This window comes from Streptomyces sp. NPDC050997, from assembly GCF_040660135.1.
Classification (GTDB): Bacteria; Actinomycetota; Actinomycetes; order Streptomycetales; family Streptomycetaceae; genus Streptomyces.
Window position 1 is genome coordinate 29,284 of record NZ_JBFAGK010000029.1, and the last position, 15,942, is coordinate 45,225.

Here is a 15,942-nt window from a genome sequence, read left to right on the forward strand (position 1 = left end):
CCAGACATGGACTTCGCGTTCGACGCGCGCACCGAGGAACTGCGCGCCAAGCTGCTCGCCTTCATGGACGAGTACGTCTACCCGGCAGAGGCCGTCGCGCACGAGCAGCGTGAGCGGCTCGCCTCGCCGTGGGACACCCCGGCCGTGGTCGAGGAGTTGAAGGCCGAGGCCCGCAGGCAGGGCCTGTGGAATCTCTTCCTCCCGGACTCAGCGTACGGCGCCGGCCTCACCAACCTCCAGTACGCGCCCCTCGCCGAAATCACCGGCCGTTCCCCGCAGTTGGCGCCCACGGTGACGAACTGCGCGGCGCCCGACACCGGCAACATGGAGGTGCTGACACAGTTCGGCGACGAGCAGCAGCGAAAGCAGTGGCTGGAGCCGCTGCTGGCGGGCGAGATCCGCTCGGCGTTCGCGATGACCGAGCCGGATGTGGCCTCCTCCGACGCCACGAACATCACCACGCTCATCGAGCGGGACGAGGGGGGCACCTCCCGCTCGAGCGGAGCCGAGAGTGGGGGAGAGTACGTCATCTCCGGCCGCAAGTGGTACATCTCCGGGGCGATGAACCCGGACTGCAAGATCTTCATCGTGATGGGCAAGACGGACCCGGACGGCGAGGACATCCGCCGCCAGCAGTCCATGGTGCTGGTCCCCCGCGACACCCCGGGCGTCACGGTGAAGCGCGCCATGCAGGTCTTCGGGTACGAGGACCACTACCACGGCGGCCACGCCGAGGTGGTCTTCGACCGGGCGCGGGTGCCGGTGTCGAACCTGATCGGCGAGGAGGGCGGCGGCTTCGCCATCGCCCAGGCCCGTCTCGGCCCCGGCCGCATCCACCACTGCATGCGGCTGATCGGCATGGCCGAGCGGGCGATCGAGCTGATGTGCAGGCGGGCCGTCTCGCGCGACGCCTTCGGCAAGGCGCTGGCCCAGCAGGGCGTGGTGCACAACTGGATCGCGGACGCGCGGGTCGCCGTGGAGCAACTGCGGCTGCTGGTCCTCAAGACGGCCTGGATGATGGACACGGTCGGCAACCGGGGCGCCCACGCCGAGATCCAGGCCATCAAGATCGCCACGCCCCGCACGGTCGTCGACATCATCGACCGCGCGATCCAACTGCATGGCGCGGGCGGCGTCAGCCAGGACTTCCCGCTGGCCGAGCTCTACGCCGGGGCCCGCACCCTGATGATCGCCGACGGCCCGGACGAGGTGCACCAGCGGTCGCTGGCGCGACGGGAGCTGAAGAAGTACCTGTGAGGTGACGAGGTAAGGGGCGGTCGCAATGGCGGCCGCCCCTTACTCATGTCCGTCGGCTGTCAGGGCCGCAGCGCCCGCAGCAGCAGGTCCGCGAGATGGTCGGCGACGTCCTGCGGGCTCATCGGACCGTCGGGGCGGTACCAGGTGGAGAGGTGGTGGACGGAGCCGAAGTGGTAGTCGACCACCAGGTCGGCCGGGGTCGCCCTGGAGAAGACGCCCGCCTGCTGGCCCTCCTCGACGAGCGCGCGGAAGCGTTCGTGGTAGCGCCGGCGCTCGGCCCGTACCTGCTTGTTCTTCTCCGGGCTCAGGTGGTGCATCGAACGGAAGAAGATCATCGCGTCGTCGAGGTTGTCGATGGTCGTGACGACGACGTCGGCCGCCGCGCCCCGCAGTCGCTTCTCGATCGGCTCGTCGGCGCCCGCGAAGGCGTCGAGTCTCTCCTGCTGGACGCGCAGCACGCGCGCGTACACCTCGTGCAGCAGGTCGTCCTTGGAGCCGAAGTAGTGGTACAGCGCCCCCTTGGTGACGCCTGCCGCCTCGACGATCTCCTGCACCGAGGTGCGGTCGTAGCCCTGCTCGGCGAAGAGCCGGGTGGCGGCGGCAAGTAGCCGCTGCGGCACGGGGGCCCCTTCACCGTCCGTCGTCCTGGGCACTGCGCCACCTGCCTTCCGAGTGATCTTCCGCTGCTGTTTCCAGCCCTAAGGGCGAGAACGCAGTTCCCGCCGGAGGATCTTCCCACTGGCCGTCTTCGGCAAGTCGGGCAGGATCTCCACCTGTCGCGGGTATTTGTAGGCGGCCAGTCTCTCCTTGCAGTAGGCGGCGAGCGCATCGGGGTCCGTCTCGGCCCCCGGACGGAGACTGATGTACGCCTTGACGGTCTCCCCGCGGTACCCGTCGGCCACTCCGACGACGGCCGCCTCGCGCACCGCCGGGTGCGTGTAGAGGACGTCCTCTACCTCGCGCGGCCACACCTTGAAGCCGGAGGCGTTGATCATGTCCTTCTTGCGGTCGACGACATACAGCCAGCCCTGCGGGTCCATGAAGCCGATGTCACCGGTGCGCAGCTCGCCGTCCGGGAAGGTCTCGGCGGTGGCGTCCGGGCGCCGCCAGTATCCGGGCACGACCTGCGGCCCTCGTACGACGATCTCGCCCTGTTCCCCGAAGGGCACCTCCGCGCCCTGCTCGTCGACGATCCGGACGACCGTGTCGGGCCCGGGCACGCCCACCGCCAGCGTCCCGGAGGCCGGGTCGACCGGGGCCTCCAGGGTGGGCGGCACGGAGGCGCAGGGCGCGCTGCACTCGGTGAGCCCGTAGCCGTTGCGGATGTACGGCCCGAAGCCGGCCCGGAACTTCTCCACCAGGGCGGGCGGCAGCGGGGCACCGCCGGAGGAGATGTTGACGAAGGACGAGAAGTGGTCCGGGGTGACGTCGGGGTGGGCGGCCAGGGCCATGAAGGCGGTGGACGGACCGACCGTGTAGTGCGGCCGGTGCTCGGCGAACGCGTCGAGGACGACCCCCGACTCGAAGCGGTAGGCCAGGACCAGCGTGCCCGCGCTGTCGAGGCACGCCCCGAACTGGCAGACCATCCCGGTGATGTGGAACAGGGGCGCCATCGCGAAGTAGACGGGCGCCTCGGGCAACGCCAGGCCCGTCCGCTGCCGCTCGGCGTTGTACATGATGTTGGCGTGCGTGTTGGTGGCGCCCTTGGGGGTGCCGCTGGTGCCCGAGGTGTAGCTGATCAGGGCGATGTCGGACGGAGCCGGGTCGCGGCCCTCGGGTGCCTTGTGGCCGGCCCGGGCCACCTCCGTGAGGTCGTCGGCGTCCCCGGCCTGCGGGAGGCGCTCGAAGGTCAGCACGCGCGTGTCCCCGCGGCTCTGGAAATCCAGCTCGCAGGCGGTGAGCGCGATCCGCACCGGCGAGTCGGCGGCGGCGTCGCGCAGATACGCCTCCCAGGCGCGGTCGGAGCAGATCAGCGCGGCCACCTCACCGTCGTGCAGGACATGGCCGACCTCCCCCGACTTGTACATCGGGTTGACGGGCACGACGGTGGCGCCCGCCTTCCAGGCGCCGAGCACCGCGAGCACGAAGTGCGGGGAGTTCTGCAGCAGGACCGCCACCCGGTCGCCGGGCTCCAGGCCCCGGGCGGCGAGGTGACCGGCGACCGAGTCGCTCAGTTCGTCGACCTCGCGGTAGGTCAGACGGCCGTCGAAGTAGGCGAGGAAGGCGCGGTCCGGGGTCTCGGCGACGGCCCGGCGCAGGGCGTGCACGAAGGAGTCGGCGGGGTCGACGGGGGCGCGCTGGGCGTCGTTGAGCAGGCCCAGCCAGGGCTTGGCGGCGTACGGGGAGTCGGTCACCGGGTGGTCTCCCACTTCTGCTGGATGTGGTTCATGTTCGTCAGCCAGCGGTCCGGATCGGCGGCCCTGGCCTGCTGGTACCCGGCGACCTCGGGGTGCGGCAGGATCAGGAAACGGTCCTCCTCGATGCCCTTGAACAGGGCCTCCGCCACCTCCTCGGGGGTGATCGCGGTCGGCTGGAGGACCAGGTCGCCCGCGCTGCCGGTGGCGGCCAGCATGTCGGTTCGCACGCCCTGCGGACAGATCGCGTGAACCTTCAGACCGCGGTGCCGGTACGTCAGCGACAGCCACTCCGCGAAGGCGTAGGCGCCGTGTTTGGTGACGGCGTAGGGCGCGGCTCCGATCATGGTGAGCAGTCCGGCCGCGGAGACGGTGGAGACGAAACGGCCACTGCCGCGCTCCAGCCAGTCCGGGAGCAGCTCGTGGGCCGCGCGGACATGGGCCATGACGTTGACGTCCCAGGACAGTGCCCAGGGCTGCTCGTCGAGCGGCCGGCCGGGCTCCCCCGCCTCGAAGGCGACACCCGCGTTGGCGCAGTACACATCGACCGTGCCGCCCAGCGCCGCACGGGCCTCGGCGACGATCCCGGAGGCGTCACCCGGGACCGCGATGCCACCGATCTCCTCGGCCACCGCCTCGGCCCGGTCGGCGTCCAGGTCATTGACGACGACCCGAGCGCCCTCGGCGGCGAACCGCCGGGCAAGCGCGGCCCCGATCCCACCCCCGGCCCCCGTGACAACCACACCAGCACCCTGAACGGCTTCCACCATCGGTCTCCTTCGACGCGACGCGACACGGCTCTGCCCCCGTGGCGGCCAGACTAACCGGTCGGTATGTTGTAAGGAAGGGGCGCTGTGCCCAACCAAGGGGCGCGGGGAACTGCGCGACAAGCCACAGTTGACCCGCGGCTTCCACACAGCCGGCGGGAGCGCATAGCGTGCGCAGCATGCGCCTCTCCAGACGAGCTCTGCTAGCAGCAGCAACGGCAACGGCGTCACTACCCACAGCTTCCCCCGCCTCCGCGGCCCGCCGCAGGCGAACCGGCTTCGAGAACCTGGCCGCGAGCCACTACGCCCAGCTCAGCGACCAGAGAACCGGAATCGTCACCAACCCCACCGGCATCACCCGGGACGTCCGCCACATCGTGGACGTCATGCACGCGGACCCCCGCGTCAAGCTGACGGCAGTCTTCGGCCCCGAGCACGGCTTCCGCGGCACCGCCCAGGCGGGCGGCTCCGAGGGCCGCTACGACGATCCGGCGACCGGCCTGCCCGTCTACGACACGTATCTCAAGAGCGGCCAGGCCCTCGCCGACATCTTCACCGCGTCGGGCGTGGACACCGTCGTCTTCGACATCCAGGACGTGGGCGCGCGCTTCTACACGTACATCTGGACGCTGTACGACTGCATGGAGGCGGCGCGGCTCGCGGGCAAACGGTTCGTGGTCCTGGACCGGCCCAATCCCGTGACCGGGCGGGCCGCTCTCGGGCCGGTGCTGCACCGGGAGTTCGCGACCTTCGTCGGACGGCAGCCGATCTCCCAGGCGCACGGGATGACCGTCGCGGAGCTGGCGCGGCTGTTCAACGGGGAGTTCCTGCGCGCGCCGGTGGAGCTGGACACCGTACTGATGACCGGGTGGAGACGGTCGGAGTGGTACGACGCCTCCGGGCTGCCCTGGGTGCCGCCGAGCCCGAACATGCCGACGCCCGACACCGCCCTCGTCTACTCGGGGACGTGTCTCTTCGAGGGGACGAACCTGTCGGAGGGGCGCGGCACGACCAGGCCGTTCGAACTGCTGGGCGCGGAGGGCGTGGACGGGCGGTGGGCCGCCGCGGTGGGTGAACTCGGGCTGCCCGGCGCGCACTTCAGGGAGGCGTACTTCGCGCCCACCTTCTCCAAGTTCCAGGGGAAGACGATCGGGGGCGTGCAGATCCATGTGCACGACCGGGACGCCTACGACCCGGTACGCGCCGGGATCGCGCTCCTGGTGACCGCGCGGAAGGTGTGGAGCGGTTTCGCCTGGCGCCCGGACAACTGGATCGACAAGCTCACGGGCTCCACGCTGGTGCGCACGATGATCGACGCGGGCGCGGACACCGACGAGGTGGCGGCGGGCTGGGAACGGGAACTGGCGGCGTTCCGGCGGGTGCGCGGGGAGTACCTCGTCTACCGGTGAGCCTGTGAAACACCCGGATGAGTCATGACGTATGGCCAACTCCGCCCGGTAGCAGGACGATGCGCGCACATCGCACCACACCGGCGGACCAGGGGGCCAGTCATGGCGGATCCGGCAATGAGCGTGGCACCGTACTGGGAGCTCACCTTCGACGCGGACGGCGACCCGGACGGCCGCGGGCGGGACCGGCTGCTCACCGGCGTCGGGCAGCACGACGTCCGTGACCTCGTCGTCTTCGCGCACGGCTGGAACAGCGACCGCTCGGGCGCGACCCGGCTCTACCGCCGCTTCTTCGCGCCGGTCCCGGAGCTCGCCCCGAAGGCCAGACTCGGGTACGTCGGTGTGGTGTGGCCGTCGATGCGGTTCTCGGACGAGCCGATCCCGGACTTCCCGCGGGCCGTGGCCGCCGAACTGCCGCCCCGTCCGGTCCTCGACAAGGACACCCGGCACGCGCTCCTCGAGACCTTCCCCGGGCGGGCGACCGTGATCGACCAGATCGCGCGGCTGCTGGACCAGCAGCCGCGCGAGGAGGCGGAGTTGGAGGAGTACGGACGGCTGGTCCGGCTGCTGGTGGAGGTGGTTCCGGCGGGACCGCAGGCACTGTTCGCGGCGGACACCCTGTCCGAGGGGGTACCGCGGAGCGAGCCCGTGATGTTCTCGTGCACCACGGCGGAGACCTGCGAGGAGTTCGGGCGGGCGCTGGCGGAGCTCGAATCCCCGGGCGGGCCTGCTGCGGCGTTCTCGGTCCCGAACCCCTGGGACGGTGCGCACGAACTCCTGCGGCAGGCGACGTACTACGCGATGAAGCGGCGCGCGGGGACCGTCGGCGAGCGCGGACTGGGACGGGTGATCGGACAGTTGGCCACGGCCGCACCGGAGCTACGGGTGCATCTGGTCGGGCACAGCTTCGGCGCGCGGCTGGTGTCGTTCGCGCTGCGGGGACTGCCGCGGGGCGTGCGCACGGTGAAGTCGGTGACCCTGCTCCAAGGGGCCTTCTCCCACTACGCGTTCGCCGCCCGGCTGCCGCACGACGCCCGCACGGGCGGCATGCTGCGGGGCCAGACCGACCGGGTGGACGGGCCCGTGGTGTGCTGCTACTCCCGCCACGACGCCGCGCTCTCCACGATGTACCCGCTGGCCTCGCGGATGGCGGACGACGACCGGACGGTCGGGACCGACGCGCACGACAGCCCGGGCTTCGACGTGCGGCGGGCCCTGGGCGCCAAGTGGGGTGCGATGGGGCACGACGGCGTGCAGGCGGTGCCGGGCACGAAGTCCCTCGGTCTGGCCGAGGCGCTGCGGGCGGGGCTGCCCGCCTCGGGCTGTGTGAACGTCGACGCGGCCGGCGTGGTCAATCGCGGCGGGCCGCCGGCCGGCGCGCACAACGACATCGTGCACCGGGAACTGGCCCAGCTGGTGGTGACGGCGGGCCGCATCCGCTGACCCGCCGTCACTCATGCCTCACCGGTGTCCGGCGTGTTCACCGGTGTGACGTGAACTCCACGACCTGTTGGAAGGTGGGCCGGTTCTGCCAGCTGATGTTGCCGTGCTTGATGCCGCCGAGGGTGCGCTGGACGATCGAGTCGGCGCACCACTGGTCGCCGGCCGAGCACAGGTCGTCGCCGGGGTAGACCTGGGCCGCCGTCTTGCCGGCCGCCTCCTTCAGGGTGCTGATCAGGACGTCCCGGCAGGCGCCGAGGATGCCGTCGCCGCAGTACGTGCGCGCGAGCGGCCCCTGGACCGACTCGCCGAGCACCGCCCGGATGTCCTTGTCGACATAGCTCCACCAGCCGTACTGGAAGGAGCTGCCCGCGTGCGCGCCGGTCGGGCCGTGCGCGGCCGAGGGAGCCTCGTCGACGGGCAGGTTGGCGGTGAAGGCGGTGTACAGGTCGGTGCCGAGGCCCGGGGCGAACTCGGCCTTCACCAGCAGCGGCCACCAGGCGTCCAGGAGGCGGATCGCGTCGGCATTGGCGTACGCCTTGGAACCCGCCGACGTCTCGGTGCGCTTGGCGCCCGCCGTCAGCCACGTCTGCAGTTTGCTCACCGCCGCCGCGGCCGTCGAGTCGGTCACCGTGGAGCTGTTGACCACCTTGAGGAGGTCCGGCAGCACGTCCTCGGCCCGCAGGTCGGCCAGGGCCGCGTCCGCCATCGCCTTGGTCAGCGCGGCCCGGGTGACCCCGCCCGCGGCGACCAGCTTCTTCACCCGGTCGTCGAGGAGGTTGCCGCGATGGACGGAGCCGTCGCCCCAGGACGCGGTCGTGTAGTCCTTGGCCTGCTTGTTGTTCCAGGAGATGTAGTAGTCCTGGTCGGTCGAGTGGGGGTGGGCCGAGGCGGGTGTGTAGTCCGAGGTGTTCGTGGTCGGGTTCCAGTTCCGCCACTCGTACGCCGACCGCGCCCACACCGGGAACTCGGCGTCGACGCCGCTCGCCCGCACCGGGTTGTCGCCGCTGTTGTAGTACGCGGTGTGCTCGGAGTCGGCGTAGAACCAGTTGAAGGTGTAGTTGATGTGCTGCACCGCGGACTGGAAGTCCGCCGGCCCCTTCACGTAGTCGGGGTCGTTCAGCATCTGGAAGCCGATGATCGAATCGGCCTCGTGCAGGAAGGAGGAGCGCAGCGTGGTGTAGGCGACCTTCTTGCCGCCGACCGTCGCGCGGTACGCGACGGGGCCGTACTCGGTGCGCCACGCCCGCATCGTGTAGGAGCCGGCCGCGGTGCCGTCGGCGGTGGTCGGCTTCCAGGCGTTCTTCTGCTCGATCTTCTCCATGGCCGTGCAGGTGCCGCGGTAGAGGTAGTGATAGTCGTCCTGGCACAGCTCCACGGCGTACGTGTCGATGATGTCCTGGCCGGAGGTGGTGGCGCTCCACGCGTAGTCCTGGCCGCGGCCGAGTTCGACGTACATGCTCAGGCCCGCGAAGGAGGCGCCGCGGGCGCTGAGGCCGGGGCCCTGGATCTCCTGGAGCATCAGCAGCTGGGGCGCGAAGTAGCCGGTCTGCGGACCGAAGACGGCGATCGGGTCGCCGCTCGCGGTGTGGTCGCCGCTCACCACAAGGGCGTTGGACATGCCCCGCCTGGCCGAGGTGAGGGCCGTCGTCGCCGCCGTCGTGGAGGCGCCGGTGGCGTCAGCGGTGGCCGCGCTGCCGGTACGGTCGTAGACCAGTTCCTCCCTGGTCACCGAGCCGGTGTCGGGCAGTGCCTGGCCCTGGGCGTCGGCGGGCTTGGTGGCGTACGGGAAGCTGCCGTCCTTGACGGTGAGGACCGCCTCGGGATCGTTGCGCTCGCGGAACGACTCCCAGACCTGGGTGCCCTGTTCCACGCCGTACTTCTGCTGTGCCGCGAGCAGCGATATCGCGTTGTTGACCTCGCCGCCGCCGCCGGAGCCGAAGAGCGAGCCGATGACGGAGGCCAGCGCGACCAGGTCGGTGGTCTTGAAGTGGTCGATCGTGCCGGCGTTGGTGATCGAGTCCTTGTGGCCGGTCAGGACGTACTCGCCGGGGAAGTAGCGGCCGCTGTCGGAGGCGTCGATGTAGGCGTTGATGCCGGCGACATAGGCGTTGACGTCCCCGAGAGCCTGCTGGCCCCGGTCACCGGCGGAGGCGACGGCGTTGTCGATCTGGGCCTGGAGATCGGCCTCGGTGTAGGGGGCGTTGCGCCAGAACTCCTGCTCCAGGCCCTGGTTGGACGGGGCGCCGCCCGCGAAGGCGGTCAGCTGGCCGCGTCCCACATGGCGGAAGACGTCCATGAGCCACAGCCGGTCCTGAGCCGCCGCATAGCCGGCGCCGAACTCCGTGCCGTATCTGGTGGTACCGGTGATGTGCGGTACGCCCGTCTTCTTGTCGCGGACGATCGTCACGTCGCTGCGACCGGCGGGCTTGAGCGTGGAGGCGACTTGATCGGCAGAGACCCCGAAAGACGCGTCGTTGAAGAAGTTGTTGATCGTGGTGTTGGTGAGCGACGGGTACCCCTTGGCCAGGTTGGCGTACGGGGCGAGTTGGTCCTCGGCGTGCTCGGGCTGGGTGCCGAAGGCCTGGTTGAGCAGGATCTGCGCGAGGGTGGCGTTGCCGTTCTGGCCCGGCGGCAGGACGTCCGAACACTGGCCGCCGCAGTAGTCGTTCGCCGCCGTCACCTCGACCGCCGCTGTCTGAGCCGCCGTCGCCGGGGCAATCGGGGACAAGAGACCGGCAATCACTACGCATACGGAAGCGGACTTCAGGAACCCGGGGAATCTGCGGGGAGTTCTCAGTCTGTCGAGGACGGTGCGTGGGGTGCGCCGTGGCATGGCAGCTCCTACCGACGGGGGTGGGCCGGACGTTACCGCCGGTATCCCCGGGATTGAAGATGAACATGCGTCAAGTTTTGGAGTGGCCTCGATCGGCTTATGGAGGCCATCGGAAAACAGATGGAGCCAAATCGCTTGTCGATACGTCTATTCGGCGACGTCCGTTGGACGACGCCGAAGTGACCGAAGTACAGGTGCAGGTGTGACGGAGGTGCAGGGCGATGGCCGGTTTCCGGAGTCTGGCGAGACAGGTGCGCGACCCCCGATGCGATCTGGCGCTACGGCGTTACTCGCTCCGCAAGTGCCTTGAGCGGTTCGCCCCTTACGGACACAGGGCGACCTGGGACCATTTGTGCTCCCGGGCCGGGTTCGGTCCGGAGGACCGCTCCCCCGACCCAGCGCGGCTCGTGGCCGCACTGGAGGAACTCGAGGAGGCGCGTTCGGTCTGGCTGGCCTACGAGGTCGAGTTCGCCGAGCGGCGCAAGAAGGAAAAGCACGACGGGCTGCGCAGGCCGGGCACCGTGGACGACTGGCACCGGCTGACCTGGGGCGGCTTCGGAGTCGCCTGGTGCGACGACCCTCGGGTCCATCCCGACGAGCCGTTGGCGGAGGTACTGCGCCGGCTGATCTCCGCACTGGAGCGGGAACCGGGCGCGGAGTGCCCGGCGTGCGGCGGGGAACGCCTCGTCTGGAAGTACGAACTGGACCACGAACCCTCGACCGGTCCGGTCTGCACGGCCTGCGGGATTCTCGTACCGCGGCCCGTACTCACGCCCGAGGCCCTGGCGGACGCCAGGCGCGGACGGCTGCTGGTGTCGGCCTGACCGAACTGACGGAAGCGATCCAAGCGCGACCGAAGTGACCCAAGCCACCGAAGCCACCTAGGAACCGAGCGTCGCGGGGGTGCGCCGGGGATGCCGCACCCCCCGTTTTGTTCCCCTACGGCTGTTCAGCAACGCCACACGGTTCGCCGTGTCACCACTCTGCCCGGAGGTGCCGCGCACGGTCCCACCTCGGCCGACGGCTTCAGCAGCAGCTCTCCGGATCTCGTTCCCCTTGGCGCTGTCCGGACTTGGGGCGGTCTTTGCCCCGCTCCACCAACAGCCTCGATCCCGCCTGCCGTTCACCGAACACGTCGTCCGGGTTGGAGAGGACGCAGCCCTCCAGGGAGAGACAGCCGCAGCCGATGCAGTCGGTGAGGTGGTCGCGGAGGCGGTTGAGTTGTTTGATGCGTTCGTCGAGTTCGGAGCGCCAGGCCTCGGAGAGATGGGCCCAGTCCTCGCGGGTGGGGGTGCGTTCCTCGGGGAGTTCGGCGAGCGCCTCGCGGATCGTCGCCAGCGGGATGCCGACGCGTTGCGCGGCGCGGACGAAGGCGACCCGGCGCAGCGCGTCACGCGAGTAGCGGCGCTGGTTGCCCGTGGTCCGGCGGCTGCTGATCAGCCCCTTGGACTCGTAGAAGTGCAGGGCGGAGACGGCGGCGCCGCTGCGTGCGGCGAGTTGGCCGACCGTGAGCTCATGGATCTTCTCGGAAATCTGGGGCACCCAGCGACCCTACCCACCCTCACCGCCCGGGTCCGTTGACATGGGGTGCGCGGACGACCATGCTAAGCAGTCGCTTAGACATCACACGAGAGGCCGGGACATGGCAGAGCCGAGGATCTTCACGTCCGCCGACGATCTGAAGGCGGCGGTGGGCGAGCAGCTTGGGTACACCGACTGGCTGGAGGTCGACCAGAAGCGGATCGACCTGTTCGCGGAGGCGACCGGTGACCACCAGTGGATCCACGTCGACCCGGAGCGGGCCGCCTCGGGACCCTTCGGGACCACCATCGCGCACGGCTATCTGACGCTGTCCCTGCTGCCCCTCTTCGGACCGCAGCTGATCAAGGTCGAGGGCGTGAAGATGGGCGTCAACTACGGGACGAACAAGGTCCGTTTCCCCGCCCCGGTCCCGGTCGGCTCCCGGCTGCGCGCCACCGCCACGATCAGCGACGTCGCCGATGTGACGGGCGGCATCCAGGTGACCGTCGCGTTCACCGTGGAGCGCGAGGGCGGGGACAAGCCGGTGTGCGTCGCGGAGTCGGTCGCCCGCTACTACCTCTGACGCCGGCGTGGGCCTACTTCACGCCCACCATCCGCAGCACGAGGTCGGCGTACAGCGCGCCGACCTCCTCGGGCGTCCGCGGGCCCGCGACGTTGAACCAGCGGGCCACGTCGATGCAGAGGGAGAGCACGGCGAGGGTGGTGCCGTGCACGTCGAGCACGTCGAACTCGCCCGTGGCCATGCCGTCCTCGATGATCCCGCGCACCTCGGCGTCGCACTGGCGGCGCAGCGCGAGGATCTCGGCGCGGGCGTCCGGGCCGAGGGAGTCGAGTTCGTACTGCACGACTCGCGCGGTGGTACGACCGCCCGCGTGCCAGCGGACGAAGGAGCTGACCGCGTCGGCGAGCCGCTCGGTGGCGCTGCCCTCTCTCCGGGCTGCCACGCGGAGGATGTCCACGGCCCTCTCGTGGCCGATCCTGCTGATGCGGTGGAGGAGTTCCTCCTTGGTCTTGTAGTGGATGTAGAGCGCGGCCGGGCTCATGCCGGCGCGGCCCGCGATGTCACGGGTCGTCGTGGCGTGGTAGCCCCGCTCGGCGAAGGCCTCCACCGCCGCGACGAGCAGCCGCCGAGCCGCGTCGGGCGTGACCTCGCCCCACGCCGACGTCTCGCCGTCGGCCGTCTCCTCCGCCGTACTCATCGCACGCTCCCTCTCCACTGACACGGCCCCCACCATACCGCCGAAGGTGAGCGAGCGCTTAGTGAGGCCGCTCAGAGCTTCTCGAAGGGGTGGTAGGCCGGTGTCGCCGCTTCCTGGCGGTCCCGGATCACCTTGGAGAGCGTGAAGGCGGAGGTGACCAGGTACAGGACGGCGATCGCCAGGAACGCCCGCACCCAGGCGTCGGCGTTCAGCTTGAAGATGCCGACGGCGGTGGCCGCCATGGCCACGGAGAAGGACGCGACGGCCTGGCCGTAGAAGGCTGCCGTGTTCTGCTGCTTGCCCGGTGTGTCACTCATGGGACAAGAATCGGCGGACGTGGCCCGTGCCACATCCGCCGAACTACTCAGAGCCGTACTCAGATGGCCCGCCGCTCAGATGACTCGCCACCCGGATCACTCGCCGCCCGGAAGGTCGCCCCGGTAGGGCTCAGAACGCCGAAACCCCCGTCAGCGCCCGCCCGATGACCAGCTTCTGGATCTGGCTGGTGCCCTCGTAGAGGGTCATCACCCGGGCGTCACGCAGCAGTTTGCCCGCCGGGTACTCGTCGATGTAGCCGTAGCCACCGAAGACCTGGAGGGCGTTGTTTGCGGCGCGGACGGCCGCCTCCGAGGCGAACAGCTTGGCCTTGGAGGACTCGACGGCGAAGGGCAGGCCGCGGTCGATCAGGTCGGCGACCCGCCAGGTGAGCAGGCGGGCCGCGTCCACGTCCAGGGCGATGTCGCTGATCAACTCCTGGACGAGCTGGTGATGGGCGATGGTCTTCCCGAACTGCTCGCGCTCGCCCGCGTACCGGACGGCCACGTCGAGGGCGGCCTGGGCGATCCCCACACAGCCCGCCGCGACCGACATCCGGCCCTTGGCCAGCGCCGACATGGCGACCGAGAAGCCCTTGCCCTCGGGGCCGAGCATCGCGGAGGCCGGGACGCGTACGCCCTGAAGGACCAGTTCCGCGGTCGCCTGGCCCCGCAGGCCGAGCTTGCCGTGGATGGTACGGCGGGTCAGGCCGGGGGTGTCGGTCGGCACCAGGAAGGCGGAGACGCCCTGGTGGCCGGGGGCGTCGGTGGAGCGGGCGAACAGCAGCACGATGTCGGCCCAGGTGCCGTTCGTGATGAACATCTTGGTGCCGTCGAGGACGTACTCCGCGCCGTCCCGGACCGCACGCGTGGTGAGGTTGCCGGCGTCGGATCCGGTGCCCGGTTCGGTGAGGCCGAAGCAGCCGACGTACGCGCCGGAGGTGAGTCCGGGCAGCCACTGCCGCTTCTGCTCCTCGTCCCCCCAGGCGGCGATCGTCTTGGCGACCAGGCCGAGCGAGACGGACACGATCCCGCGCACGGACGAGTCCCCTCGGCCGAGCTCCTCCGTCACCAGGCAGTACGCGAGATGGTCGCCGCCCGAGCCGCCGTACTCCTCGTCGACGGTCAGGCCGAGGAAGCCGACCTCGCCGAGCTTCTTCACGATCGAGCGGTCGACTTCCTCGGCGCGGTCCCAGGCGATGACGTGCGGGGCGATCTCCCGCTCCACGAAGTCCTTCGCGAGCCGCCGTACGGCAGTCTGCTCCTCGCTGAGCTCCAGGTTCACGCCGAGTCACCCCACTTGAAGACCGTACACTTAAATTAGCACTGCTAGTTTCTGCTCGCAGCCCTACTATGTGCGCCATGGCCCGACCGCGCAAGCCTCTTCTCAGCACCGACCGGATCGTCGGGACGGCCCGGGTTCTCGTGGACGCGGAGGGTCTCGCGGCCGTGTCCACGCGTCGGCTCGCCGCCGAACTGGGGGTCAGCGGGCCCTCGCTCTACAACCACTTCCGCACCAAGGACGAGATCCTGGAGGCGGTCGCCGACTCGGTGAGCGCTCAGGTCGACCTGTCGATGTTCGAGGACGGCCGGGACTGGCGGACCGCGCTGCACGACTGGGCCGTCTCCTACCGGGCCGCCCTGCGCGACCACCCGAACATCGTGCCGGTCCTCGCGCGCGGACCGGGCCGCCGGCCGGCGGGGCTGCGGCTCGCCGACGCCGTCTTCGGCGGGATGGTGGCGGCGGGCTGGCCTCCGGCGCAGGCCACGTCCATCGGCGCGCTGATGCGGTACTTCGTCATGGGCTCCGCGCTCGGCTCCTTCGCCGCCGGCTTCGTGGACGACGCCGGCGCGTACGACCCCGCCGACTATCCGCACCTCGGGCAGGCCCACCTCCTCGCCGAGCAGCAGGAGAAGATCGACGAGCGGGCCTTCGAGACCGGGCTGACCGCGCTCCTTGACGGGCTGGCCCAGCAGTACGAGCAGGTCAGGCGGACGGTGTAGGACACTTCGGCGGGCACCGAAGTGTCCCTGCCCCATCCTGGGACGCATGACCACCAAGGATCCACGGGCCGCGGACCCACGGGCGGCGCGGCTGGCCCGGCTCGCCACTCTCGTCGCCGACGAGACCCGCGCCGCGTGTCTGCTCGCGCTGCTCGACGGCCGGGCCTGGACCGCCGGTGAGCTGGCGCGGCACGCGGGCGTCGCCGCGTCGACCCTGAGCGAGCACCTGGGAAAGCTCGTCGCGGGCGGACTGCTCGCCGAGGAACGCCAGGGCCGGCACCGGTACGTCCGGCTGGCCGACGCCCAGGTCGCGCAGCTGGTGGAGGATCTGGCCGCGCAGGTGCGCCCGGGCGGCGCCGAGGTACGGCCACGAAGTCTTCGGGAATCGAGCGCCGGGTCGGCGATGGCGCGGGGCCGCACCTGCTACGACCATCTCGCCGGACGGCTCGGCATCGCGGTCACCGACGCGCTGACCGGCCGCGGACTGCTGTGCCAGGACACCGGGTTCGCGCTCACCGACGCGGGCCTCGACTGGTTCGACTCCGCCGGGATCGCCCTCGACCGCACGACCCGCCGCCCACTGGCCCGGGCCTGCCTCGACTGGACCGAACGCCGTCCCCATCTCGCGGGCGTGGCCGGCGCCGCGCTGTGCCGACACGCCCTGGCCACGGGCTGGTGCGTACGCATCGGCTCCGAGCGGGCGGTGAAGGTGACGGCGGCCGGTGAACGCGCCCTGTCGGAGCTGTTGGCCATCGAGCCGACGGCGCTGCGCTGAGCCCGGCCGGCACCGGTGCGGGCGCGCGCTCGGCGTCCGGTCCGA

Annotated in this window: 15 protein-coding genes; 7 read left to right on the plus strand and 8 right to left on the minus strand. The window is 70.6% G+C overall.

Going from position 1 to position 15,942, the window contains the following annotated elements:
* The first annotated feature begins 6 nt into the window (after positions 1 to 6).
* On the plus strand, positions 7 to 1,257 hold the full coding sequence (locus tag AB0H86_RS39755) for an acyl-CoA dehydrogenase family protein (protein ID WP_362450277.1): 1,251 nt from the start codon (positions 7 to 9) through the stop codon (positions 1,255 to 1,257).
* 59 nt (positions 1,258 to 1,316) lie between these two features.
* Here AB0H86_RS39755 and AB0H86_RS39760 read toward each other — a convergent pair whose 3' ends face one another.
* The 3 genes from AB0H86_RS39760 to AB0H86_RS39770 are packed head-to-tail and all read right to left on the minus strand — an operon-like array spanning position 1,317 to position 4,381.
* Positions 1,317 to 1,910, minus strand: a complete 594-nt coding sequence (locus AB0H86_RS39760) for a TetR/AcrR family transcriptional regulator (protein ID WP_362450279.1) — start codon at positions 1,908 to 1,910, stop codon at positions 1,317 to 1,319.
* Positions 1,911 to 1,955: 45 nt separating this feature from the next.
* Entirely contained in the window at positions 1,956 to 3,611 is a 1,656-nt protein-coding gene (locus AB0H86_RS39765; protein WP_362450281.1) for an AMP-binding protein, read from the minus strand.
* Complete coding sequence (locus AB0H86_RS39770) at positions 3,608 to 4,381, minus strand: SDR family oxidoreductase (protein WP_362450284.1); 774 nt, start codon at positions 4,379 to 4,381, stop codon at positions 3,608 to 3,610. Before AB0H86_RS39770 ends, AB0H86_RS39765 begins: the two co-directional genes overlap by 4 nt.
* Positions 4,382 to 4,557: 176 nt before the next feature.
* Here AB0H86_RS39770 and AB0H86_RS39775 point away from each other — a divergent pair, with 176 nt between their 5' ends.
* Positions 4,558 to 5,787: a DUF1343 domain-containing protein gene (locus AB0H86_RS39775; RefSeq protein WP_362450287.1), complete on the plus strand. Its 1,230-nt coding sequence runs from the start codon at positions 4,558 to 4,560 to the stop codon at positions 5,785 to 5,787.
* Between the two features lie 102 nt (positions 5,788 to 5,889).
* A complete protein-coding gene (locus AB0H86_RS39780) occupies positions 5,890 to 7,230 on the plus strand; it encodes a serine-threonine protein kinase (RefSeq protein WP_362450290.1) in 1,341 nt (446 codons plus the stop codon).
* A gap of 37 nt (positions 7,231 to 7,267) precedes the next feature.
* Here AB0H86_RS39780 and AB0H86_RS39785 read toward each other — a convergent pair whose 3' ends face one another.
* Positions 7,268 to 10,063: a penicillin acylase family protein gene (locus tag AB0H86_RS39785; protein WP_362450293.1), complete on the minus strand. Its 2,796-nt coding sequence runs from the start codon at positions 10,061 to 10,063 to the stop codon at positions 7,268 to 7,270.
* Between the two features lie 221 nt (positions 10,064 to 10,284).
* Between AB0H86_RS39785 and AB0H86_RS39790 the strand changes: the two genes are divergently transcribed.
* Entirely contained in the window at positions 10,285 to 10,887 is a 603-nt protein-coding gene (locus tag AB0H86_RS39790; RefSeq protein ID WP_362450295.1) for a hypothetical protein, read from the plus strand.
* A gap of 202 nt (positions 10,888 to 11,089) precedes the next feature.
* Here AB0H86_RS39790 and soxR read toward each other — a convergent pair whose 3' ends face one another.
* A complete protein-coding gene (gene soxR, locus AB0H86_RS39795) occupies positions 11,090 to 11,605 on the minus strand; it encodes a redox-sensitive transcriptional activator SoxR (RefSeq protein ID WP_362450297.1) in 516 nt (171 codons plus the stop codon).
* Positions 11,606 to 11,705: 100 nt separating this feature from the next.
* On the opposite strand from soxR, the gene AB0H86_RS39800 reads away from it, so the two are divergent.
* Positions 11,706 to 12,167: a MaoC family dehydratase gene (locus AB0H86_RS39800; RefSeq protein WP_362450299.1), complete on the plus strand. Its 462-nt coding sequence runs from the start codon at positions 11,706 to 11,708 to the stop codon at positions 12,165 to 12,167.
* Between the two features lie 13 nt (positions 12,168 to 12,180).
* On the opposite strand, the gene AB0H86_RS39805 is transcribed toward AB0H86_RS39800, so the two are convergent.
* From AB0H86_RS39805 to AB0H86_RS39815, 3 genes are all read right to left on the minus strand, one after another.
* Positions 12,181 to 12,804 (minus strand): TetR/AcrR family transcriptional regulator, encoded by a 624-nt coding sequence (locus AB0H86_RS39805; RefSeq protein WP_362450301.1) that lies wholly within the window; start codon positions 12,802 to 12,804, stop codon positions 12,181 to 12,183.
* A 71-nt stretch (positions 12,805 to 12,875) separates the two neighbouring features.
* Positions 12,876 to 13,121 (minus strand): YiaA/YiaB family inner membrane protein, encoded by a 246-nt coding sequence (locus tag AB0H86_RS39810; protein ID WP_362450302.1) that lies wholly within the window; start codon positions 13,119 to 13,121, stop codon positions 12,876 to 12,878.
* Positions 13,122 to 13,251: 130 nt separating this feature from the next.
* Positions 13,252 to 14,403 (minus strand): acyl-CoA dehydrogenase family protein, encoded by a 1,152-nt coding sequence (locus AB0H86_RS39815; RefSeq protein ID WP_362450304.1) that lies wholly within the window; start codon positions 14,401 to 14,403, stop codon positions 13,252 to 13,254.
* Positions 14,404 to 14,480: 77 nt separating this feature from the next.
* Here AB0H86_RS39815 and AB0H86_RS39820 point away from each other — a divergent pair, with 77 nt between their 5' ends.
* Together AB0H86_RS39820 and AB0H86_RS39825 are read left to right on the plus strand one after the other, a co-directional pair.
* Complete coding sequence (locus tag AB0H86_RS39820) at positions 14,481 to 15,122, plus strand: TetR/AcrR family transcriptional regulator (protein ID WP_362450306.1); 642 nt, start codon at positions 14,481 to 14,483, stop codon at positions 15,120 to 15,122.
* 46 nt (positions 15,123 to 15,168) lie between these two features.
* Positions 15,169 to 15,897, plus strand: coding sequence for a winged helix-turn-helix domain-containing protein (locus AB0H86_RS39825; protein WP_362450309.1), 729 nt, complete (start codon positions 15,169 to 15,171; stop codon positions 15,895 to 15,897).
* The last annotated feature ends 45 nt before the right edge of the window (positions 15,898 to 15,942 follow it).